The 23459-nt window shown below is 72.1% G+C and carries 9 protein-coding genes; 6 read left to right on the forward strand and 3 right to left on the reverse strand.

Going from position 1 to position 23459, the window contains the following annotated elements; all coding sequences use genetic code 11:
* Positions 1 to 64: 64 nt before the first annotated feature.
* Positions 65 to 1291 (reverse strand): riboflavin synthase, encoded by a 1227-nt coding sequence (locus tag SMD20_RS44370; protein WP_329593302.1) that lies wholly within the window; start codon positions 1289 to 1291, stop codon positions 65 to 67.
* 285 nt (positions 1292 to 1576) lie between these two features.
* Here SMD20_RS44370 and SMD20_RS44375 point away from each other — a divergent pair, with 285 nt between their 5' ends.
* A complete protein-coding gene (locus SMD20_RS44375) occupies positions 1577 to 2614 on the forward strand; it encodes an RNA polymerase subunit sigma-70 (protein ID WP_329593304.1) in 1038 nt (345 codons plus the stop codon).
* Positions 2615 to 2921: 307 nt separating this feature from the next.
* Here SMD20_RS44375 and SMD20_RS44385 read toward each other — a convergent pair whose 3' ends face one another.
* Positions 2922 to 3497: a helix-turn-helix domain-containing protein gene (locus SMD20_RS44385; protein WP_329593306.1), complete on the reverse strand. Its 576-nt coding sequence runs from the start codon at positions 3495 to 3497 to the stop codon at positions 2922 to 2924.
* A gap of 59 nt (positions 3498 to 3556) precedes the next feature.
* On the opposite strand from SMD20_RS44385, the gene SMD20_RS44390 reads away from it, so the two are divergent.
* The 4 genes from SMD20_RS44390 to SMD20_RS44405 all read left to right on the forward strand — a co-directional run bounded on the left by SMD20_RS44390 (position 3557) and on the right by SMD20_RS44405 (position 21311).
* Positions 3557 to 4843: an alpha/beta hydrolase gene (locus tag SMD20_RS44390; protein ID WP_329593308.1), complete on the forward strand. Its 1287-nt coding sequence runs from the start codon at positions 3557 to 3559 to the stop codon at positions 4841 to 4843.
* A gap of 173 nt (positions 4844 to 5016) precedes the next feature.
* Entirely contained in the window at positions 5017 to 18222 is a 13206-nt protein-coding gene (locus SMD20_RS44395; protein ID WP_329593310.1) for a hemopexin repeat-containing protein, read from the forward strand.
* A gap of 33 nt (positions 18223 to 18255) precedes the next feature.
* Positions 18256 to 20349 carry a hypothetical protein gene (locus SMD20_RS44400; protein WP_329593312.1) on the forward strand — a complete coding sequence of 698 codons (2094 nt, stop codon included), beginning with the start codon at positions 18256 to 18258 and terminating at the stop codon, positions 20347 to 20349.
* Between the two features lie 179 nt (positions 20350 to 20528).
* Positions 20529 to 21311, forward strand: coding sequence for a class II aldolase/adducin family protein (locus SMD20_RS44405; RefSeq protein ID WP_329593313.1), 783 nt, complete (start codon positions 20529 to 20531; stop codon positions 21309 to 21311).
* A 274-nt stretch (positions 21312 to 21585) separates the two neighbouring features.
* Here SMD20_RS44405 and SMD20_RS44410 read toward each other — a convergent pair whose 3' ends face one another.
* Entirely contained in the window at positions 21586 to 22536 is a 951-nt protein-coding gene (locus SMD20_RS44410; RefSeq protein ID WP_329593315.1) for a GlxA family transcriptional regulator, read from the reverse strand.
* Positions 22537 to 22607: 71 nt separating this feature from the next.
* Between SMD20_RS44410 and SMD20_RS44415 the strand changes: the two genes are divergently transcribed.
* Complete coding sequence (locus SMD20_RS44415; RefSeq protein WP_329593316.1) at positions 22608 to 23447, forward strand: alpha/beta fold hydrolase; 840 nt, start codon at positions 22608 to 22610, stop codon at positions 23445 to 23447.
* The last annotated feature ends 12 nt before the right edge of the window (positions 23448 to 23459 follow it).

Genomic DNA, 23459 nt, shown 5'->3' on the forward strand with positions numbered 1-23459 from the left:
TCGCACGGTGGCGTCCAGCTCGGCGACGCGTAGCCCGGAGCGCCGTCGTCATGGCGGTAGCGCCTCACAACCACGTACGCAGGTCGTCGATGTCGACCAGCGGCAGCCCCCAGCGCAGAGCGGACGCCTCCAGATCGGCCGCACCGGCCATGGTGCCGTCGCGTTTCATTACCTCGCAGCACACACCCACCCCTGGCAGGCCCGCGGCCAGGCACAGCGCGACCGTCGATTCGGTATGACCGGCCCGCTCCCGCAGCAGACCGGGCCGGGCCGCGATCGGGATGACGTGGCCGGGCGAGGTGAAGTCGGCGGGCCTGGACTCGGGGCGGGCGAGCTGCCGGACGGTCGCGGCGCGCTCGGCGGCGCTGACCCCGGTGCCCGTGGCAGCGGCCAGATCGACAGGGGTGTGGAAGGCCGTGCCCTGGCGGTCTCCCGCACCCGCCAGGGCCGGGATCTCCAGCCGCTCCAGGATCTCCGGGGCGCACGGGACGCACGGGTAGCCGTACACCTCGGTCAGCAGGAACGTGAAGGCGGCCGGGCGCAGGCCCGCGCCGGCGAAGACGACGTCGCCCTCGGCCTCGCGATCGGGATCCCACACCATGACCGCGCCCCCGGCGGCGAGCTGCCGCACGGCCTTCTCCACCCCGACCCGCCCCGACAGGTGCCCGGCCCAGCCCAGCGCGGCGACCGCGCGCGCGACGTGCGCGCCCGCGGAGGCGGGGCCGGCCGCCGCCAGACGGCTCACCACGTCGGACTCGATGTTGACGCGGTCGCCCACGGACAGCCCGGCCAGGGTCGTGCCGGCGAGCGTGGAGGGGATCAGCGCCACCGAGAACCGGTCTTTGACGATCTCGGCCACGGTCAGGCTCACGCCGTCGACCGCGACGGAACCCTTGGCGGCGATCTTGCCCATGAACCGTTCCTGCGGACGGATCCACAACCGCCGCCCCAGCCCGGGATCGTCGTCGACCCGGACGACCTTGCCGACACCGTCCACGTGGCCCTGCACCAGATGCCCGTCGAGAGGGTCTCCGACGATCAGGGGTGTCTCCAGGTTCACCCGCCGTCCGGGAGCCCCCAGCTGGTCGAACGTCGTCCGGCGCCGGGTCTCGGTGCTGACCGACATGCGGACCAGGCCGTGCTCCACGTGCTCGGCGGTCATGCGGACCCCCGCCACGTTCAGCGAGCCGCCGGGCACCAGCCGTCCCGCGCACTTGGCCGCCCGTATGCTGATGTCGTTCGCGCCCACGGACTCGATCATGCCGATCTCGTGAATTCTGCCGGTGAACATGGCCGTCCCCTTCGTCTTGGCGCCGGCCGCGTCCGCCGCGGCCGGTGGCGTCAGGGACCGTCATCGGGGTCCGAGAAGGGGCGGGGTCTCACCGCATGGCTCCGGGGTCGCACCGGATCGTTCCTCCGCCGGGAGGAACCGGCGGGCTGTCACCGCCGCACCTGGAATCGCACCACCTCTACGATAACTGTCGATCCAAGGCTTCAGCGGCCTCACCGCTCAGAAATCCTCCGCCACGTCGTCAGTTCTGGTAGCCCCTCGCCACCTGCGGAAGGATTGACGACCATGACCGACGCCAGACGGCCCGACGACGACGAGGCCGCGTTCATCGCGGCGGCCCGCTCACATGACGCGGCACGGTTCGCGCTCATCACGGAGCGCTACCGGCGTGAGCTGCAGGTGCACTGCTACCGGATGCTCGCGAACTACGAGGACGCCCAGGACATGACGCAGGAGACGTTCCTGCGGGTGTGGAACAAGCGGGAGTCGTTCAAGGGCAACGCCGCGCTGCGGACCTGGTTGTACCGGATCGCGACGAACGCCTGCCTCGACTTCCTGGAGAAGCGCAACGACCGCACACCCGTGCCCGCCGAGCTGCCGACCGAGGGCTCGGAAGTGGGCTACCTGCAGCCCTACCCGGACCGGATGCTCCCGGAGGACCCGCAGGAATCGGTGGTGGCGCGGGAGACGATCGAGCTGGCGTTCATCGTCGCCGTCCAGCACCTGCCGCCCCGGCAGCGGGCGGTGTTCATCTTGCGCGACGTCCTCGGCTGGCCGGCGTCGAAGGCCGCGGACGCCCTGGAGCTGACCGTCGCATCGGTGACCAGCGCGCTGCAGCGGGCGCGCGTGACGATGCGCGAGCAGCTGCCTGGCCGCCGCCTCGACTGGCGGAGCCCTGCCACGCACGAGCTGTCGGATGACGAGCGCGGCGTGGTGAAGTCGTACATGGACGCCCATGAGCGCAACGACCTCGACGGGCTGACGGCCCTGCTGCGCGACGACCTGCGCTTCGCGATGCTGCCCGATCCGGGCACCTTGATCGTCACGGCCAAGGACGCGGTGGACGGCTGGGTCACCCATGGGCTCTTCCAGCGCGGCTACGACGACTGGCGCTGCATCGCCACGACGGTCAACCGCATGCCGGCCGCCGCGCTGTACCTCCGCGCCCCCGGCGACCCGGAATACCGGCTGTTCAACATCGCGGTCCTGCACATCGTCGACGGGAAGATCGCCGAGCTCACCGGATTCGACGCCACCGACAAACCCTGGCTGGACCTGCCCCCGACACTGTCATCAGCCAAAGACCCCATCGTCGACGAGTAGCTGAACCCCGACGCGGCACCGCGACCACGACCGCCCCGCCGGCGTTGCCGGCGGGGGCCTTACGAGCCGAGCAGGCTGCTGGTCGGCGGTCGGCCAGTGGGGGCTCATCGCCTCCCACAGCTTGCGCCCGTACAGCGCCAGGCCCGTCGCGGCCACCCGGTCGGACCACCACTGGAAAAGCTCGGCGCCCGGCGTCCAGGGTCACGTTCATGCCGAAGGTCAGTTTCCGCATCGTGCCAGCTCTCGTGAGTCGATCTCACACGTACAGACGGGCGCGGCGCGGAACCCTAATCGGTGCGCGACTCGCTCACGTACGTGGGGCAGGACGATCCGGGCCCGGTTCTGAGTCGGTGGGTGGCTGTTCGACCGGGAAGAAGATCGGGCTGAGCAGGTGCTGGGTGCGGTCCGGCGTTGGCTGGTTGGTCAGCAGGGGCAGGATCACGCGGCGGAGTTCGATGATCATCTCTTCCAGCTCACCTCGCGTGAGCCAGACGGCGTGCTGCCGGTAGCCGATGAGGTCCGCCACCGGATCGGCCCCCTCGCGGTCGAGGTAGGCGTTGAATTCTGCGACCAGGACGGCCATCGAGGTGGCGAAGGCGCGCCGGTGGTCGTCGGGGGTCATGGCGGTGAGTGCGTCGGCGTCGAGGACGGCGCGGTCGTGGCGTAGCCGGTAGCGGCGCTCCACCGCGCCGCGCACTCGCCTCTCGCCCGCTACTTCCAGGATCCCGCCGGCCGCGAGCAGGTCGACATGCCTGTACACCATGGCCTTCGAGGTGTCGGGGATCCGTGCGCACAGTTGGCCGGTGGTGAGTTCCCGCTCTCCGCGCATCGCGTGCACGATCCGCAGCCGCACCGGATGCGCCAGTAGCTCCAAAGTGTCCACGATGCAACAGTCTCATGATGTGCTACCGTTCGCAAAACCATAGACAGGATGGTGCCGGAATGACCAGGGAAACGAATCCGGCGGCGATCGCCGCGGCCGTCGTCGAGATGGCACGGAAGGGAAGCTTTGCGGAGATTGCGACATTGTTCGCCCCTCCGCTGCGGGCGGTGGTCTCCGCTGAGACACTGCAGGTCGGCTGGGAGAGTCAGCTTGCCAGGATCGGGGCGATCTCCGCGGTCGGGACGCCGATCAGCGAGCCGGCCCCCGAGAGCTGGGTGACCGCAACGGGCAAGGCGGACCTGGTCAAGGTGAGCGTCCCGGTGACGTACGAGCGCGGCGGGCTGACGGTCGTCATGTCCGTCGACGAGGACGGTTTGCTGCAGGGCTTTCAGCTCGCACCTCCGCTGACCGAGCCGTGGACGCCGCCGTCGTACGCCCGCCGCGAGAGGTTCGACGAGCATGAGGTCACCGTGGGCTCCGGCGCGCTGGCCGTACCCGGCACGTTGAGCCTGCCGCGCGGGCGCGGCCCGTGGCCCGCGGTGGTGCTGCTCAGCGGTGGCGGGCCGTTCGACCGGGACGCCACCAGCGGCCCCAACAAGCCCCTCAAGGACCTGGCCTGGGGGCTGGCCGGCCGCGGCGTGGCGGTGCTGCGCTTCGACAAGGTGACCCACACCCACGCCGCCCAGGTGGCGGCGATCCCGGACTTCACGATGAGCGATGAGTACGTCCCGCACGCCGTCGCGGCCATCCGTCTGCTCCAGCGCCACCCGGCCGTCGACGCCGCGCGGGTACATGTCGCGGGCCACAGCATGGGCGGCAAGGTGGCACCAAGGGTCGCCGCCGCCGAGCCGTCGGTGGCCGGACTGGTGCTCCTGGCCGGTGACACCCAGCCCATGCACCAGGCCGCCGTCCGCGTCGTCCGCCACCTCGCCTCGCTCGATCCCGGCGCGCAGGCCGCAGTCGAGACGATCACGCGGCAGGCCGCACGTGTCGACAGCCCGCAGCTGTCGGCCGAGACGCCCGCCGCGGAGCTGCCGTTCGGCTACTCCGGGGCCTACTGGCTCGACCTGCGCGGCTACGACCCGGTCGCGACCGCGGCCGCGCTGGACAGGCCGATGCTCATCCTCCAGGGCGGCCGCGACTACCAGGTGACCGTCGCCGACGACCTCGCGGCCTGGCAGGCAGGCCTCGCCCACCGTACGGACGTCACTGTCCGCGTCTACGACGCCGACGACCACCTGTTCTTTCCCGGCTCGGGCCCGTCGACGCCCGCGGACTACGACAAACCCCAGCACGTGGATGTCGCCGTGGTCACCGACATCGCCGACTGGCTGTCACAACGGTGACCGCGCCTGACGACCGAGATCGCTGATCAATGCCCTGGTCAGGGCCTGCACGTCTGTTATCGGGCGTCAATCGAACGTTGAACGGGTGCGCGGAGCCTCTAACCTGACGCGCACTGGACCGGCATCCGAAGCCTCGATCTTCACGACGTGCGCGCGCTCCCCGCGGATCCACCATGGAGGATCTCTTGCGCGACGACACCGTCCTGCCCAGCTACGAGCGGCTCTTCGGCGAGCTGGACTTCCGCCGAGAAGACGAGTCACGTTCGGTGAGCTCGCCGGCCGCGTACCTGGCTGACCTGCTCCGCCTCCTCGAGGACAACTTCGAGTCCCCCTCGCTCCTGCGGCGCCGCCCGGACTTGGCGGACGTCGTCCTCGACGCCGAGAACACCTACGCGGAGTCGCCGTACCTCGACATCGTGGTGGAGGTGCTGGAGCGCCTGATGGGCGCGGACCCGTACGAGTCGCTCAGGACGCTGGCCTTCCCCTTCGACAAGCCGTTCTCCCTCCAGGACGAGCGGCTGCGGCGGCTGCTGGCGCAGGCGGGGATCGCGCCCGAGGAGTTCTACCGCCTGTTCGCCGCGACGGTGGACGCCGACACCGTGGCCAGGGAAGTGCTGGGCCTGACCGCCGAGGAGGCTGCCGCCCTGACCACCCCGCTGACGAGCGAGGCCGCGCTGCGGGAGCGCTACGGCCTGGGCGGCGAGGCCCTGACGGTGCTGCGGGACGTCGGCCGCTTCCGCCGGGCGACCATGCTCACCGTGGCCGAGCTGCGCGAGCTGCTGTCCCTCGGGGACGGCGCGGTGGGCGTCGACGCGGAGGAGGACGAGCTCGTCCGGGGCGAGCAGCGAGGGGAGGTGCCGTTCGCGTGGTTCGAGGAGGTCAACCGGTTCCTGCGGCTGGCGCGCGGCACCGGGCTGGCCCTGACGGACCTGCACCGGATCCTGCGGGACTGCGCGGCCGACCGGCTGGACCGCCCGGCGCTGCGGGCCGTGGCCGCCGTCGTCCACCTGCACCGCACGCATGACCTGCCGATCGACGTCATCTGCAGCCTGGTCGCGGACATGGAGACCGGCGGCGCCGAGCCGGCCCAGGATCTGTTCAGCCGCACCTTCGACGACGGGCAGAGCACGGTGATCTGGCCGTGGCCGGGCTCCCCGCCGGACGGGCGGCAGCCGCTGCGCTGCCCGGGCGACATCCTGGCCGCCCACAACCGCGAGTACCGCCGCCGGGTGGCGGTCGCGCTCTCCCTGGCGGAGGACGACCTGGCCGGGATCGTCACGCGGTACCGCGCCAGGTACGCCGCCACGCCGCTGCAGCCGAGCCCGTTCGACCAGGCCGAGATCGGGCTGCCCGCGCTGTCGCTGCTGCACCGCGTGGCCCGGCTCGCCACGGCGCTCGGCATGCCGGTGAGCGAGCTGTTCGACGTGCTGCTGACGCTGGAGAGCGATCCCGCGCCGAACCGGTACGCCGGGTTCCGCATCCCGGTGGACACCCGGGCGGACGCGGATCCGCCCGCGCGGGACTGCTTGCGGATGCTGGAGGCCGGTGACCCCCGGGCGAGCCTGTGGCTGGTGCAGACGCTGTTCGCGGTCGGCGGGTGGCTGGCGGAGAGCGGGCTCAGCGGCCCTGACCTGCTCGGCGTGCTCGGCCCCGGTGGCCCGGAGGACGCCGCGGAGCAGGTGACCGTCATGACGGACCTGTACCGGGAGTTCGAGGCGGTGGAGTTCGGGCCCGGCCTGTTCGCCTCGGGACGGTTCGGCGAGCGCGCCGCGGAGGTCCTGCACAACATGCTGGCGAGGTACGACGAGGGTGTCGTCTCGCCCCGCGACAGCCGGGTGCTGCGGCTGGACCCCGAGGAGGTGGCCGGGGCGGCGCACGACGCGCTGAGCGACCTGTCGGTGCTGGCGCCGGAGGACTTCCTGGGGCTCGGGCTGGACGAGCGGCTGACGAGGAAGATCTTCACGGGGCTGTCGCTCACCGGGCAGCTCGGCCCCGACGGCCTGCTCGACGAGGCCCGCCTGCCGGGGCCGGGAGCGGAGTTGCGGCTGTCGCACGACCTCCGCGCGCATCGCGAGGCGGTCTTCGCGCTGCTCGGCGCGCGGACCACGCTCTACCCCTCCACCTTGGAGGCGCTGCCCGGCCTCGGCGAGAGCGAGCGGGCCGAACTGTACGACAACCTGATCTACCAGGGCTACCTGAGCCAGGACGGCGAGATCCTGCGTGCGCCGGACGAGCTCGACGGCTTCGAGGTCGACGCCGACCTCGGCGACCTGGCCCCCGCCGTGCTGGACCGCCTGCGCGAACGGGTGAGCCGGTTCCGCGGCGAGCCGCTCGCCCTGGACCCCGAGATCTTCGCCGGCCTCCCGCTGGACGCGCCGCGCCGCGCCGCCCTGCTGGACAACCTGCGCTTCACCGGCTGCCTCGACCGCGACGGCCGCTACGCCGATAAGGCGGCACTGACGACGCTGACCCCCGACGCCTTCGGCCTGGCGCCGGAGTTCCGCCCCTACCGGCACGGCGTGCTGGCCGCGATGCGGCGCCAGGTCGAGGAGTTCCGGACGGAGCTGTACACCTTCCTGCCCGAGGACTTCCAGGACATCGCCGACGACGCGGTCGCGCGGCGGGTGCTCGACGAGCTGGGGACCACCCGCTCCGAGGCCGCCGACGCCGGCCTGCTCGGCCCCTGGTTCACCGACGACGAGCGCGCCGTCGTGGCCGGCCGGCTGACCGCTGTGGAGATGGAGGCGCTGCCGTACCGGCTGGATGTGGCCACGCTGGGCGAGCTGGGCTTCCGGGACGGCGAGATCATGCAGCTCGCCGGGCAGCTCGTCGCGGCCGGGCACCTCGATGCGCGGCTGACCGTGCCCGTGGACCGGCTGGCGTTTTTCGCCAACCCGGCCAACGCGCTCGGCTTCGCCCTGCCCGGGCTGGCCGACTACAGCGCCGACCTCTTCTACCTGCTGCACGCGGCGGCGGTGCGGATGTCGGAGGGCGTCGAGGAAGTCGCCGCCGCGCTGGCCGCCCTGGCGGAGCAGCAGTCCCGGACGCTGTACGCGGTCCTCCAGGACGCCTTCGGCGTGCCCGCCGAGACGGCCGAGGCGATCTGCACCGCGATCACCGGCGGCCCGGCCGAGACGATGGACGTCCTGCTGGCGCCGGTGCTCGCGGCCGGCGACGCCGCCGAGCACGACCGGCCCGTCGAGGTGCCCGCCGACCCGCGCTTCCGCCACGCCTACCGGCGGATCCGCCGCTTCGCCCGGCTGGCCGCCAAGCTCGGCCTGGACGCCACCGAGGTCGGCGTGGCCTTCCACGACCAGGACCTGACCGGCAGGTTCGCCGAGCCGCTGGCGCTGCCGCCCGGCGTGGACCGTTTCGACGCCCTGCTGTCCGGCTCCGACGGCAAGCTGTACCTGTTCCGCGGGGAGCACTACTGGGTCTACTCGGCCCTGACGTACGCGCTCGCGGACCCCGCAGCCAAGCCGCTGACGGACCTGTCGCCCCGGCTGGCCGGGCTGAGGGTGGACGCCGCCTTCACCGACGCGCGCGGCGCGGAATGGATCGTCGGCCACGACGCCGGCGGCCGCTCGCGGGCCTTCGTCAAGGAGCCCGGCAGCCTCCGCTGGGCGGCCAGGGAGCAGGTCTGGGGCAAGGTCAGGAACAACTTCGCCGACCCGGCGAGGATCGACGGCGCGTTCGTGGACGACGCGGGCCGCACGTACCTGTTCTGCGGCGACCAGTACGTCCGCTACTCCGGCGCCGGCTACGACGTCGTGGACGAGGGCTACCCGCGCCGGATCGGCGAGTGGTGGGAGGGCGAGGCCGGTGTCCCGCTGCCGCCGGCCTTCCGCAGGACGATCGACGCGGGCTTCCAGGACCGCGACGGGCGCACCCATCTGTTCTCCGGCGACCGTTTCGTGACCGTCGGCGACCCCGCCGGCGACCGGCCGATCGCCGGCACCTGGGGCGTGGTGCGCAACTCCGTGGCGGGCGCCGAGCGGCTCGACGCCGCCTACGCCGACGGGGCGGGCGTCTACCTCTTCCGCGGCGACCAGGTCGTCGCCTACACCGACAACGTCGAGACGGACGGCGTCCACGTCGCCGACGGCTACCCGAGGCGCGTCGCGACGCACTTCCCGGGCGTCCCGGCGGAGTTCGAGGGCTCGCTGGAGGCCGCGTTCGCCGGCCGTCCCGGCGAGATCCACCTGTTCAAGGACGGCAGGACCGTCACGCTCGGCCCGCAGGGGCCGGGGCCCGTGGTGCCCACGGCCGAGCGCTGGGGGCTGCTGGGCGACGTGCTCGGCGGCCGCGTGGACGCCGCGTTCACCGGCATGGACGGCCGGACGTACCTGTTCAGCGGCGAGCGCTACCTGCGGTACTCGAGCGCGGACTACTCCGTGGCCGACGCCGGGTACCCGCGCGCGATCGACGGCGACTGGGGCGGGCTGCGGCGCGTCGACGCCGCGTTCGTCCTGGACGGCGAGACGCACCTGTTCGGCGCCGCCGGGCGGCTGTTCGAGGTGCCGATCGTGCACGCGGCCGACCTGGACGCCGGCCGGCTGGGGCCCGAGCTGCGCCGCCGTTTCCTGGAGCACGGCGTCTCCTTCGGCGCCGGCGTCCGGGTGGAGGCCCGCGACCAGCGCTGGCACGTCACGGCCGAGCAGGACGTCCGCCTCGTCCTCACCCCCAGGCGGGAGCCGGACCGCATCGTCGTGGAGGTCGCCGCGGACGCCCCGGCCACCTTCCACGTCAGGTACGCGACCAGGGACTACACCACGCCCGACGCCGGCCATCCGCGCCCGCTGGCGGGCAACTGGTGGAACCTGCCGGTGGAGGCCGGCTTCACCACCGTCGACGCCATGTTCACCGGCGCCGACGGGCGCACCTACCTGTTCCGCGGCGGCTCCTTCATCGTCTTCGACGCCCGGCACCGCTGGTGGTCGGAGCCCAGGACGCTGGCCGGGCACTGGGACAGCCTGCCCTTCAAGCAGGTCGACGCCGCCTTCGTCGGCCTGGACGGGCGGACGTACCTGTTCTCCGGCGCCGAGTACGCGCGCTACTCGACCGCCGACTACACCCGCCTGGACGACCGGTACCCGGCCCCCGTCGGCTCCCTGTGGGGCAAGGTGGCCAACTCCATCGCCCGTACCGGGCGGGTGGACGCGGCGCTGGTGGCCGGCTTCACCGAGAAGGTGGACGGCACGGAGGTCGTCCGGACGCACACGTACCTGTTCTCCGGCGACCAGTACGTCCGCTACGAGAACCACGACTACACCCGCGTCCAGGACGGCTACCCGCGCCCGCTGTCGGAGCTGGCCGGGGAGCCGCGGCTGCGCAACCTGCCCGTCACCCTCGACGGCGTGGACGCCGCCTACGCCGACCGGCGCACCGTCTACCTGTTCCGGGGCACGAGCTGCCACGCCGTGTCCGACACCCTGTACCGGCGCTACGACGACCTCGGCCTGCCGCCGATCAGCTGCGCGTTCACCGAGGACGGGGCGGTGCTGGCGCAGACCCCGGGCGGATGGGCGCGGCTGAGCGCGCTGGAGGGCCCGCGGGTGAGCACGACCGCCGCCGTGCCGCGGGTGCTGCGGGGCGTGCCGGCCGAGTTCCGCGACGGGCTGGACGCCGTGCTGCGGGGCGCGGACGACAACACCTACCTCTTCAAGGGCGACCGCTGCTTCAACGTCCGGCTGAACCGCGCCTACCCGCTGCTGGAGGAGTGGGGCCGGCCGCGCGACAACGTCTACCACCACAACGCCGTGGACGCCGCGCTCGTGGGCGTGGACGGCCGGACGTACCTGTTCAGCGGCGACCAGTTCGTCACCTACGGCGGCGTCTCCTACGCCGAGGCCGACGGGGAGCCGCGCCGGATCGCCGAGCACTGGGGCGGGCTGGCGAGCGTGGCGCTGGCCTACGTCAGGGAGGGCAGGACGTACGTGTTCGAGCACGCCGGGGCGGACGGCTCGATCCGCTACCTGGTGTACTCGGGCACCGACTACCTCAGCCCCGATCCCGGCTACCCGCGCAGCACCGACGCCGGGTTCTGGGGCGTGCCGGAGGAGTACCGGGCCGAGGGGTTCGGGATGCCGGACGCCGTGCTGTTCGAGGGCGGCAGCATGCTGCTGCTGCGGGGCGAGCTGTGCCTGCCGCGCGACGAGGTGACCGGCCGCTGGTCCTATCCGCGGCCCATCGAGCGGGTGTGGCCCGGCTTCGAGGACGGCCTGGAGGCGGGCGACGCGCTCCGGACGGCCTTCACCGGCCGGGACGGCGGCACGTACTTCTTCTTCACCGAGGAGTACGCGGTCTGCCGCGACGGGGCCTTCTCGGCGCGGGCCCCGGTCGGCGAGGGCTGGGGGCGGTCCAGGACCGGCTTCTCCGGGCTGAGCGCGCGCGGCCGGGTGGACGCCGCCTTCGTGCACCGGGGCAAGACGACGTACCTGTTCTCCGGTGACCGTTACGTCCGCTACACGGGCACCGAGTACCGCTACGCCGACGATGGCTATCCCCGGCCGATCGCCGGGAACCTGCGCCGGGAGGAGCCCTTCGCCAACCTGGCGGAGTCGTTCGAGGACGCGCTGGCCGACCGGGTCGCGGCCGGCTCCGCCCGGCTGATCGACGCGGTCGTGGCCACCGACCGCACGGTGCATCTGCTGGTCGGCGGGGAGGTGCACGCCGTCTCCCAGGAGGCGGCGGCCACGTACGACCTGGGCCTCGTGGGCCGGGTGCGCAACGCCGTCGCCGAGCGCGGCAGGGTGGACGCGGCGCTGGTGGACGGCACGACGGCCTACCTGTTCTCGGGCGACCAGTACGTGCGCTACTCCGGCCGCGACCACCTGTACGTCGACGAGGGCTACCCGCGCACGATCGCCGGCTCGCTGGCCGACGACCTCGGGCTGCGGCAGCCGCTTCCCCCGGAGTTCCACGACGGCATCGACGCGGCCTTCCGCGGGCGGGACGGCGTCCACCTGTTCCGGGGCAGGAGTCACCACCACGCCGGCCGGACCCTGCCGGTCGCCGGGTCCTGGGGGCGGGTGGACAACACGTTCGAGGACGGCCGCGCGCTCGACGCCGCCTTCGCCGCGCCGACCGGCGAGCTGTACGCCTTCAAGGGCGGCCAGTACGTCCGCTACCGGCCGGGCGAGCTGGAATACGCCGAGGAGGGATATCCCCGTACGATCAAGGACGACTGGGGTGACCTGCCGGCGGACTTCGAACCGGGCATCGACGGCGCGTTCGTCTTCGAGGGCCGGACGTACCTGCTCAAAGGCGACCGGTACGTGCGCTACTCCGGCCGCTACGACACCGTGGACCGCACCTTCCCGCAGCCGCTGCGCGACCGGTGGGCCGAGGCCGCCGACTACCGGCTCGACGACGTGCACCTGATCTCCCGCTTCGCCGCGCTGGCCCGCGCCCACCGGCCGGGCGCCGGCGGTCTGGCGGCGTTCCTGGCCGCCGGGCCGGGCGTCGTCGAGGACCCCTACCGGCACCTGTCGGACCTGTTCGGCTGGGACGCCGAGGAGGTCAGGTGGGTCAGGCGCACCGGCGTCCTGGCGCCCCCGGGGGAGGCCGGCGACCGGTTCGAGATCGAGCTGATCCTGCGGCTCGTGGAGCTGTTCGCGGCGGCCGGGAAGCTCGGCGCCGGACCGTCGGCCCTGCACCGGCAGGTGTGGTCGCGTGTGCACGGCCCCGCCGCGGGCGCCGCCCGCGCCGCCGAGCTGGCCAGGGCCGCCGACGTGCTGCACGACCTGGTCGTCGGCCGGCACGATCCGCAGGACCGGCCCGGCGTGGCCCGGCGGTTGCACGACGAGCTCAATGTGCGGAAGCGCGACGCCCTCGTCACGGCGGTGCTCAGCCGGCCCGCCGCCGACGGCGAGCCGGACCTGCGCACCTCCCGAGACCTGTTCGGCCACCTGCTGGTGGACGTGGACATGGGCGCCCAGGGCAGCACCTCCCGGGTCCGCGAGGCCATCGCCGCCACCCAGCTCTACCTGCACCGCTACTTCCTCGACCTGGAACCGGCGGCGCCGCGCCGGGCCGAGCCGGCCGGGGAGCTCCGGCGGCGGTTGAAGGGCCGGTGGGGCTGGATGCGGACGTACCGGGTGTGGGAGGCCAACCGCAAGGTGTTCCTGTACCCGGAGAACTACCTGCGGCCCGAGCTGCGCGACACCAAGACGCCCGCGTTCGCGGAGCTGGAGGACGACCTGCTGCAGGGCGAGATCACCCCCGAGGCGGCGCAGCGCGCCTACAAGCGTTACCTGGACGAGTACACCGAGGTCTCGCGGCTGGCCATCGCGGGTGGCTACGTATACCCGCCCGCAGGGGCCGACACCGGCGCCAGGAACCTGGTGCTGTTCGGCCGGACCAGGACGACGCCGCGCCGGTTCTACTTCCGGCGGGCCGAGTTCGGCGCGGGGGAGCGGCTGTCGGGCTCCTGGGGACCGTGGCTGAAGGTGCAGGTGCAGATCGACGCGGACAAGGTGTATCCGATCCACGCCTTCGGCCGGGTGTTCGTCTTCTGGGTGGTGGCCGAGGCGGTCCCTGAGTCGGAGTCGGAGATCCGCCGCAAGGCCAGGATCTGCTACTCGTTCCAGAACCTCAACCAGGAGTGGACGGCCGCCCAGGTGCTCGGGACGGGCGAGCTCGGGGACGGCGGGGCCGAGGCCGTCGTGCTGTCGGTCAGGTCCGCGCCGCGGCCCGGCGGGCCCGCCGACGCTGAGGACGGCGGCGAGGACGACGTCATCGTGGTGTCGTACGCGCTGCCCGCGGCCGACCCGGCCGCCCCGCCGGTGACCACCGCCTTCGCGCTCACCCCCGAGCTGTACGCCCTCCCCGTGACCGGGGAGCCGCCGCGGGCCGCCGGGCTCGACGGCGTGGCCGGCACGCTGGCCGCCGACGAGGCCGCCACGGTGGAGGCGAGCGGCGTGGTGCACGTCAACCGGCCCGGCGGCTCGCCCGACGGGCAGTGGCTCAGCATCGACCACAAGGGCGGCAGCTTCCTGTCCCGCCCGCTCATCCCCGCGCCCGACCCGGACGCCGGGCCGGTGCCGCTGGACACCGAGGAGGCGGTGCAGATTCCCGCGTGGCCGCGGATCGACGCGGCCTTCGAGCTGCCCAGCACCGGCACCCGGTACTTCTTCGACAACGAGGGCGGGCGCTGGGCCGCCATGCAGCGCAGCATGAGCAGGACGGCCGTCCCCGCGCAGCGGCCCATCCAGCGGTGGGGCCGGCCACGGAACAACCTGACCCAGCGCGGCCTCGTCACCGGGGTGCTGCGGCGCGCGGGACACACCTTCGTCCTGTCCGGCGACCAGTACTTCCGCTTCTCGGGCGAGCCGTTCGGCCCGGTGGACCCCGGCTACCCCAAGGCGATCCTCGGCAACCAGGACGACCTGCCGCAATGGAAGTACGTGGACGCCGCGTTCGCCACCCCGGGCGGCGTGGAGTACTTCTTCTCCGCCGAGCGGAACAGGTTCGTCCGGTCGGGGGCGCTGACGGCCGAGCGCACGCTGCGCGACGGCTGGGCGCTGCCGCGCAGGTCCGGCGGCGACGACTACACCGTGGCCGACCTGCGCGCGGCCTACGTCCGGGGCGGCGACACCTACCTGGTCTTCCGCAATCAATTCCTGCGCTACACCGGCGACCGCTACGACACCCTCGGCGAGGGCAACCCGTTCGACCACGAGGGGGAGACGCGCGACGTACGGGCGGCCCTGGACGTCGGGGAGGACACCTACCTCTTCACCGGCACCGTCCACGTGCGCGTCTCGCCGCAGGGCCGGCAGGAGTCCGGCCTGCTCACGGACCTCGGCACCCACTGGCGCACGATCGACGCGGCCTTCCTGCGCGAGGCCGACGACACGGTGTACCTGTACCTCACCAGCGGCAAGGAGTTCGTCCGCTACACCGTCGGCCGCAGCCGGTCGGTGCCGGAGGTGGTCGACGAGGGCTATCCCAAGCCGATGGAGCGGCCCGTCAAGGCCGTGTTCCAGCGCGGTGGCCGGCAGTACGTGTTCGCCGAGGGCCTGTACACCGTCCTCGACGCCGGCCAGGAGCTGGACGCGGCGACGGGCTACACGCCGACCGCCGGGAACTGGGGCGAGCTGCCCGGTGACTTCACCGGCATGCTCGACACCGGATCCGACCTGTACGTGTTCCGGCCCGGCGCCTTCTACCGGCACCCCCATGACGCCGAGTCGCCCCGGCCCTACACGTACGAGTCGCTTCAGCACGAGATCGTCCGGCTGACCACGAGCACCGCGTACAAGCTGAACCAGCGGCTGCTGACCGGCGGGGTGGCGGCGCTGCTCGACCCGGCCACGCAGGAGACCGACGAGCTGCCCGCCTTCGCCACCGACCGGTCCGACGCCACGACCGTGCGGGTGAACGCGGAGAAGGTGGAGCGCATGCCCACCAGCTCCTACCTGGACTTCCAGAGCGCCAACAGCGTCTACTACTGGGAGATCTTCTGCCACGCGCCGCTGCTCATCGCCCAGGCGCTGAACAACGCCCAGCGCTTCGACGACGCGCGGCAGTGGTACGAGCACGTCTTCGACCCGGGCGACCCGGTGTCGTACTGGCGGTTCCTGCCGTTCCTGGCGGTCGACACGGCGGCGCTGGCCGAGGCGTGCGCGGCGCACGTGGCCGAGCTGGCCGCCCTGGAGATCGACACCGGGGGCCTGACCGCGCCGCTCGGCCCGATCCTGACGCGGCTGACCGGCCTGGCGCCGGCCTTCCGCGCCCGGCGGCTGATCGGCGACGACATCGCCTACCTCAAGGGCCTGGCCGGTTCGGAGCCGGTCGGGCAGATCGGGGCCGCACTGGACGCGATCACCTCCGCCGCGGCCCGGCCGGCGGTCGACGGCCTGCGCGAGCGGCTGCTCATGATCGAGGGGCTCGGGCGGCAGTACGACCTTTCCGGCGACTCCGACGGGCTGCTGCGCGCCTACCTGGACGATCCGTTCGACCCGCACGCCATCGCCCGGCTCCGGCCGGTCGCCTACCGGCGCGCGGTGGTGATGGCGTACGTCGACAACCTGCTGGACTGGGGCGACCTGCTGTTCCGCCAGTACACGGCGGAGAGCGTGGACGAGGCGCGGATGTTGTACATCCTCGCCCACGACCTGCTCGGCGAGCGCGCCGAGAGCCTCGGCATCCTGCCGAGGCCGGCCGGGCACAGTTACGCCGGGCTGGTCTGGCCGGGCGAGGGCGGGGACACGGGCGAGCAGGTACGCGAGATCACCGTCGACGGCGCGCTGCTGACTGGCGCCGGGGTCGTGCACGAGGGCGTGACCGTGCCCTACTTCCACATCCCGGTCAACGAGCTGTTCGCCGGCTACTGGGACCGGGTGGCCGACCGGCTGCGGAAGATCAGGCAGTCCCTGGACATCATGGGCGTCAGCCGGCCGGTGCCGCTGTTCGAGCCGCCGATCGACCCGGCGCTGCTGGTCCAAGGGGTCGCCGCCGGTCTGGAGCCGGGCAGGGTGGCCGCCGAGCGGCCGCTGCCGGTGCCCCATCACCGCTTCGCCGCCGTCCACCGCCGGGCCCAGGAGCTGGCCGAGAAGGTGCGCTCGTTCGGCGCCGCGCTGCTCGACACGCTCGACCGGCGCGACGCCGAGGAGCTCGCCCTGCTGCACGCCACGCACGAGGAGGCCGTCCTCGGCATGACGCGGGCCGTCAGGGAGGCGCAGGTCCGCATCGCCGCCCAGCACCTCAAGGAGGCCGAGGCCGGCCGCGACGCGGTCAACGACCGGATCGACCACTTCCAGCAGCTGATCGCCGACGGGCTCTCACCGTTGCAGGAAGCCCAGATCTCCATGATGTCCCTGGCCTCGGCCACGCACCTGACGGGCGGCGGCCTCAAGGTCGGCGCCGCTATCGCGTACGGCGCGCCCGGGGTGCTGCTCGGCCCGTTCATCACCGGCGTCAAGTACGGCGGCGACCAGGTCGGCGACGCCCTGGACCAGACCGCGGGGGCCGCCGAGGCACTCGGCGAGGGCCTGAGCGTGCTCGGCGAGCTGCTGGGCGTACGCGCCGAGCACGAGCGCGCGCAGGAGGACTGGCAACTGCAGCTCAGGACGGCCCAGAACGACCTGGTCCAGGCCGGGCACCAGCTGGCCGCCGCGGCCGACGAGCTGGCCGTGGCGCAGCGGGAGCTGGAGATCCTCGACAAGGAGAGCGCGCACCAGGAGGCGGTCACCCGGTTCATGAAGGAGAAGTTCGGCGGGGCCGAGCTCTACCGGTGGCTGGCCGGGCGGCTGGCGGGGCTGTACTACCAGGCTTACGACCTGGCGTACGAGACGGCCCGGTCGGCCGAGCGGGCCTTCCAGTTCGAACGCGGCGTGCCCGAGGGCGAGGTCGCCTACATCCGGCCGGTGTACTGGGAGAGCCGGCGCAACGGGCTGCTCGCGGGAGAGAGCCTGGGGCTGGACCTCGACCGGCTGGGCAAGGCGTACCAGGACGGCGACGAGCGCGGGCTGGAGATCACCAAGCGGGTGTCGCTGCGCGAGCTCGACCCGGTCGCGCTGCTCGCGCTCAAGAGCGCCAGGACGTGCGAGTTCGCCCTGACCGAGACGCTGTTCGACCATGACTTCCCCGGCCACTACCGGCGGCAGATCAAGACGGTCAGTGTCGCCTTCGAGGGCCCGGACGGCCGGCTGCCGCTCAACGCGACGCTGCGGCAGACGGGGCACCGGACCGTGCTGGCCGCCGACGCCAAGGCCGTCAAGCACCTGCTCGACCCCAAGGGCCCGGCCCCGGCCTCGCTCCGCCACGACTGGCGGCCGAGCCAGCGCATCGCCCTGTCCCACGTCGAGCAGGGCCAGGACGGCAACGGCCTGTTCGAGCTGCGCTACGACGACGAGCGTTATCTGCCGTTCGAGGGGACCGGCGCGGTCTCCACCTGGCGGCTGGAGCTCACCGGCCGGCGGCGGTCGGAGCACGCGGACGAGCTGCAGGACGTGGTGATCACCGTCAGGTACACGGCACGGGAGGGGGACGAGGTCTTCGCCAACACGGTCAAGGGCCTGCTCAAGCCCTACCCGGCGGCCCGATACTTCGACGTCGCCGCCGAGTTCCCCGAGCAGTGGGCGGCGTTCGCCGGCAACGGGGACAGCCGGCTCGTGCTGCCCTTCACGCCGGACATGTTCCCGGACATGGCCGGGCCCCAGATCAGCGGCGTGACGGCGGCGTACGCACTGGACGGGCGCGGCACGGCACGGGCGACGATCGGCGGGGACGGCCGCCTCGTGCTGAACGACGGCGTGTACCTGGCGACGCCCGGTCTCAGCGCCGACGGCGACTGGACGCTCGTCGTGGACGGAGACAAGGCCGCGCTGAAGAACATCGGCCTGGTGCTGACCTACAAAGCCGGGGTCCGCTGACCGGCACCTCCCCGAGAACAGGAGATCGCGTCGATGGCACGGACCAAGGTCACCTCGAAGGCGAACAACCGCAAGAAGACGGAGAAGCAGCAGGAGAAGAAGCAGGAAACCCCTCCGCAGGACGCAGGGTCCGGCCAGAGCACGGACGGCGCCGGTCCGGGGCGAGAGCCCGGTGAACCGGGCGCGCCGTCCACCTCGCCGGAGAACATGGAGATCATCCCGTTGGTCAGGACGATGGATGATCAGGCGCGGCCCGTCGCCGAGGGGCCGTTCGTCCGCGACGGAGCGTTCCTGCACAGCCTGCCGGTCGATGTGCGGCGGGCGATCCTGCAGTTCCTGTCGTTCGACGAGTTCACGAGCCTGTTCGCCCTGAACAAGGCGACCCCCCAGTGGCTCAACTGGATGGTGAAGACGACCACTGGCGCCAACAGGCAGGGGGTCGTCGACTTCGGCGCGCTGGCATACTTCTGGATCAGGACCAGCAAGCGCATCGTCCCGGGCGCGTCGCCGTTCGAGGTCCTCTCCGCGGCGATCGAGATCGCCCCGAGCAGATTGAACCCCACGGTCTGGAAAGTGCTGGGCTCGGTCCTGCAGAGCGGGTACGACGAGATGCCCGACATCCTCGCCGACCTCGCCCTGGCCCGCGGGGAGTACGGGGATCCCGACCTCGTACGGGAGATCTACTACAGCCTTCCTGACGACGCCTCCCGCAGGGAAGTGATCACCCGCTACGCCGAGTTCGGCGGGAACCTGAACCCGCTGCGGCTGATCGAGTACAGCGGCCAGCAGGACGTCCTGCTGCCGGACGAGGCCTCGGACCTGACGCCGACCGATGAAGCCGAGATCAAGCGGCTGGTCAAGAAGAACCTCGACGCCAAGCAGAAGGGTTTCCGCGCCCAGGTGGGCTCCCAGCCGGGCGCGACGAAGGACTACCGCGCCGCGGAGCTCAAGAAGACGAGCAAGGAGCAGCGGGCCAGAGACAGACTGGCCTGGGTGCTCACGTTTCTCAAGGACGCCCGGGAGTGCGTGGCCGTCGCCGAGTCCGAGGGGATCCTGGCGGCGTGGGCCAACCATCCGGACCCCGAGATGCAACAACACCTGGCCACGCTGCTCCAGGCCGCCCGGCTCGCGACCGGCAAGGCGGCGGGCGACGTCGCCGCCGTCTTCGACCTGCTGTGGCAGCCGCTGAGCGGGTCCAAGCTCGACAAGCGGAAGTCGCTTCCCACCGACCGCGACTACAACGTCGCCAAGCGGCGCCTCGTCAAGACCATCCAGTACCTCGGCGAGCTTCAGGAGCAATGGGAGGCGGTGCGCGCGACCGCCTACACGGCGAGGTACCACGGCAGGAAAGAACCCAAGGTGCATGCCGAGGCCAAGGGGGCCTCGACCCTCACGGACGCCCGGGCCAGGCTGCTCAAGGACATGGAGAGCATCCAGGCCACGCTGGCGGAGGAGGGGGAGGAGGTGACCGAGGTGGCCCAAGGCATCCTCGTCCAGCTGGAGGCCGTCTCCATCGCCCTCGGCATCTCCAAGCTGTGCTGCTTCAAATGCTGGCACCTGATGGACGCGGCGGGGGCGGAGGACGTGGAACTGAACGTCACGGGCACCCACAACACCGTCTACAAGTGGGACATGCCGACCTCCCTCGCCGTCTCCCCCAAGGTGCTCAAAGCGTTCCTGGACATCGACGACACTGACGAGCTCGCCGCGTACATCGACGACGAGAAGAAGCGGGCGGCGGTGGTCAAGGCGATCAACACCTTCTCGAAGGACACCGGATCGATCGCGCGGGGCTACTACTCCAGCGAGGAGGAGCCCGAGGACATGTACGCGACCTACCCGGACATGGCGCCGAAGCCGCTGTCACCCGACCCGGTCAAGCCCAAGCGGAGTGCCGCCGGCACGCAGAAGAAGAAGACCACGACGTCGACGCCCGCGGCGGATCTCGACTACATCTTCGGGGACCTGGACTCCTCCCAGGATTCGAGCGGCGACGAGTTCAAGGAGACCTCCCGCAAACGACGGCACGAGAGCGACGAGGAGGGCGGCCCTCCCAGCAAGGTGCACATCACATTTCCCCGGCGCAACCCCAGACGCAAGAGCACGTCGAAACGCGGCAACAAATGACAACGCCGGGACTGGTCCCGGTCCGTACGGCGTGCCGTCGCGAGAACGCGACCGCACCCGCGACGTTGCCGGGCCCGCCTGGAAGCGAGAGTCTGGAATCGCGTCCCAGCCCGTACCGAGGACGATGTGACCCGGCCGTGGTGCGTGCGCACCACGGCCCCGATGACCGCGGAGATGACGTGAACCTCGATCCCATTCCCCCGGACCAGCTGACGTTCCGCCTGCCGCCCGCGTTCGACGACGTCGAGGCCGAGCGGCGGCACCGCCAGGAGCGGCTGGTCGCCGCGCTACGGCTGTTCGGCAGGTTCGGCTTCGAGGAGGGCGTGGCCGGGCACATCACGGCCCGCGACCCTGAGCACCCCGACCACTTCTGGGTCAACCCGTTCGGCATGAGCTTCAAGCACATCAAGGTCAGCGACCTGATCCTGGTCAACCACGAGGGTCAGGTCGTCCACGGCAGGTACCACGTCAACCAGGCCGCCTTCGCCATCCACTCGATGATCCACCAGGCGCGCCCCGACGCGGTCGCCGCCGCCCACTCCCACTCCGTGTACGGCAAGGCGCTGTCCTCCCTCGGCACCCCGCTGGAGCCACTGACCCAGGACGCCTGCGCCTTCTACGAGGACCACGGCCTGTTCGACGACTACACGGGTGTGGTGCTGGAGACCGAGGAAGGGCGCCGTATCGCCGCCGCGCTGGGCTCCCACAAGGCCGTCATCCTGCGTAACCACGGCCTGCTCACCGTGGGCGACTCCGTCGACGCCGCCGCCTGGTGGTTCATCACGATGGAGCGCTCCTGCCAGGCCCAGCTGCTGGCCAAGGCGGCAGGCCCGACCGTGTCCATCGATCACGACCAGGCCAAGCTCACCCACGGCCAGATCGGCAACGACCTGGTCGGCTGGGTCAACTTCCAGCCGCTGTACGACCAGATCGTCCGCTCCGACACCGACATGTTCGACTGACATCCGCCCCTGGCGGCCGTCGAACGGCGGGCCGATGCGCCGGCGGCGCTGCGGGCGGGCCGAGCCGGTGGACGGCCCGTCCGTCGCCGCGGTCCGCGAACTCGCACTCGCGCGGGGGGTCGCCGCAGGCGTGGGCTTCCTGGAGGCCGGCGACGAGGGCCGGCAGCGGCGATGCCTACACCGTCTTCGACACGCCCCGGGGCGACCTCACCGACGACGAGTGGTCCTTGGCCGAGCTCGAAGCCCGCGATCTGGACGCGACCCGCCGGCGCCCTTAGATGTGGCGAAAAGTCCGCCGGTAGGCGCCGGGTGTGGTGCCGAGATGTGCCCGGAACCGGCGGCGCAGGTTGGCCGCCGAGGCGAGTCCGACCCGGGTGGCGATGGCTTCCACCGGAAGGTCGGTCTGTTCCAGCAGTATCCGTGCCGCATCGAGGCGCCGGCCGAGCAGCCACTGTCCCGGGCTGGTGCCGAGCTGTTCGGTGAACCGCCGGGCGAGGGTTCGGCTGGACAGGCCGGCGCGCTCGGCGAGGTGGTCGAGGGTCAGCCTGGCGTCGAGGTGGGAGGTGGCCCACTCCAGCAGTGGCGCCAGCGACTCGTCCGTCCTGGCCGGTGCGGGCTGTGCGGCGTACTGGAGCTGGCTTCCCTCGCGGTGCGGCGGCAGGACCATGCGCCGGGCGATCTGCGCGGCGTACGCCGCGCCGTGGTCGCAGCGCACCAGATGCAGGCACAGATCGATGCCCGCGCCGGTCCCGGCACTGGTTGCCACGTCGCCGTGGTCCACGAAGAGCACGTCCGGATCCACGTGCACCTCGGGGAAGGCGGCGGCGAGCCGGGCGGCGCTGCGCCAGTGGGTGGTGGCGCGGCGGCCGTCGAGCAGCCCGGCCTGAGCCAGGACGAACGCCCCCGTGCAGATCGCGACGATCCTCGCCCCGCGCCGGTGGGCGCCGCGCAGGGCCTCGATGACGTCCGGCGACACAGGCGCGTCGGGAGGCTGGCGGCCGGGGACGACCACGGTGTCCGCCTCCGCCAGCGCGGACAGCCCCGCCTCGACGAGCATCGCATAGCCGGCGCCGGTCGGCAGAAGTCCAGGGTGCTCGGCGCAGACCCGGAAGCTGTAGCGGGGCGGCGCGTCGGGCGGGGCGGTCCCGAAGACCTCGGAGGCGCAGGCCAGCTCGAAGGGCGACTGCGGCGGGGTGAGCAGGGCCACCACGCGATGAAGCGACATGGCAAGAATGTAGCCAAGGGTGTCATTCCAGACTCTCGGCCGGGAGGCCGGCCTCGGCCACAGTGGGGGCCATGAACGAAATCATCGAATCGACGGTGCTGCGGACCGAGATCCAGGTCGACGGCGAGCCGGCCAGCTACTTGACCGTGGAGCAGGACGGCCCGGCCGTGCTCCTGCTCCACGGGACCTACTGGAGCCGGGTCTGGCTTCCGGTGATGGACCGTCTGGGCGCGGCGGGGCTACGGCCCATCGCGGTCGACCTTCCCGGACTTGGGCGCTCGGGAGGTGAACTCACCCTGGAAACGGGCACGGTCCCGGCCCTCGCGGCCTGGGTGGCGCGCTTCGCCGCCGCGCTGAAGCTCTCCGGGCCGATCGCCGTTGCGGGTCATGACATCGGCGGTGCCGTCGCTCAGCACCTCCTGGTCCAGGATCGGCTTGAGGTGCCGCGGCTGGCATTGGTCAACTCGGTGACCTACGACTCCTGGCCGGTCTCCAGCGTGGCCCGGTTCCGGGACCCGGTGGTCGTCGCTGCGATCACCGCCGACGAGATTCTCGCCGCCCGTCGGAAAGCCGTGACAGAGGCGCTGGCCGGTGCCGCCACGGAGCAGCGGATCAGGGACTATCTGACCCCGTGGACCGATGCCCGGGTCCGCCGCTCCTGGATGGCCATGGTGGGCGCGGCCGACAACCGCTACACCCGGGACATCGTCCCCGCCCTGCGGCAGAACGCCACGCCCAAGCTGCTGATCTGGGGCGAGGACGACGGCTTTCAGAAGGTGGAGTACGCCGAGCGGTTCGCCTCGGAGATCCCGCACACCACACTCGTACGGGTCCCGGACGCAGGACACATCCCCACGGAGAACGCGCCCGGCCAGGTCGCACGCGCACTCGTTGACTTCTTCACGGCATAGAGCCTGAGCGGG

It is taken from the genome of Nonomuraea sp. LP-02 (genome assembly GCF_036289125.1).
Classification (GTDB): domain Bacteria; phylum Actinomycetota; class Actinomycetes; order Streptosporangiales; family Streptosporangiaceae; genus Nonomuraea; species Nonomuraea bangladeshensis.